This window comes from Streptomyces ossamyceticus (genome assembly GCF_001418475.1).
Lineage (GTDB): Bacteria > Actinomycetota > Actinomycetes > Streptomycetales > Streptomycetaceae > Streptomyces > Streptomyces ossamyceticus.
The window spans coordinates 1-1,174 of sequence record NZ_LIQX01000852.1 but is presented as its reverse complement, the minus strand read 5'-3'; the positions used below and the strand labels follow the sequence as shown (position 1 = coordinate 1,174).

1 protein-coding gene is annotated in these 1,174 nt (G+C 71.1%); it reads left to right on the top strand.

Annotation, left to right across the window (positions count from 1 at the left end):
* Positions 1–588: 588 nt before the first annotated feature.
* Positions 589–1,174, top strand: a 586-nt coding sequence (locus AOK15_RS39690) for a TerD family protein (RefSeq protein WP_205632308.1), incomplete at its 3' end; no start/stop codon positions are given.

Here is a 1,174-nt window from a genome sequence, read left to right as displayed (position 1 = left end):
AGAAGTGGTCCTGCGGCAGCGCCCCGTCGGGGGTCAGCCCGTAGATCATGCCCGAGGCGCGGTAGGTGGGGGTGCCTTTGGCGGTGGCGAAGTCGACGGTGACGCTGCTGTCCGCGGCCTGCGACGGGCCGGCCGGTGCCAGGGTCGCGGCCACGGCGGCCATGAGGANNCGTGGCCGGGAAGTGTCCTGCGCGTACGAGATCTCATGCTGCGGCTCCTGCGTGAGCGGGGGATCCCCGGGACCGGATGGTCCGGGTGTGGGGGAACGGCACGTCAGCGGCTGTCTCGGTGTGTCGGTGTGGGGTGAGGGTGAGGCGGGCGTCGGTCCAGGTGGAGGCGGGTCGCGGCAGGGCGGTGGCGGCCCACAGGGCTCCCGGCTGTGGGCGCGGGTAGGCGCGGTCGCGCAGCCCACCCCGTTCGTACTGGCTACTCGAACCGGTTCGGTGAAGCGAAGATAGGAACGGCATACGAGGCTGTCAACGGCTGCGCCGAAACTTCCCGGAACAGGCCGATGACCCGGACGAAGCGTGTGGGTGTTGTTGTGCATGGGGAGGGCCCCGTGGCGGTTTCTCTGGGCAGACTGGGCGCATGACAGCAACATCGATGGCCAAAGGCGGCAACCTTCCCGTCGCAGCCAAGGCGGTGCACGTCGAGCTCGGCTGGTCCGGCAGCCCCGGAGGTCCGGACGCCGATGCCTCGGCGCTACTGCTCGGCGCCCACGGGCGGGTGAGGGACGACGGGGACTTCGTCTTCTACAACCAGCCCCAGCACGCCTCGGGTGCCGTGCGCCATCTGGGCAAGCGGAGCGATGGTGCCGGGACGACGGACACCGTCGGGGTGGACCTGGAAGCCCTGGAGCCGGAGATCGACCGGGTCGTCCTCGGCGCTTCCGCGGACGGCGGCACCTTCGGCGAGCTGTCCGGTCTGCGGCTGCGGCTGCTCGACGCCTCGACGGGCGGGCAGCTGGCGTTGTTCGAGATGCAGGCGACGACGGAGACGGCGTTCATCGGCGGCGAGCTGTACCGGCGGGCCGGTCAGTGGAAGTTCCGTGCCGTGGGACAGGGATATGCGTCCGGACTCGCGGGACTGGCCACCGACTTCGGGATCAGCGTGGACGAAGAGCCGGCAGCCGCGCCGACGGCTCCCTCCACGGCCACGCCCGCACCTCCTCCCC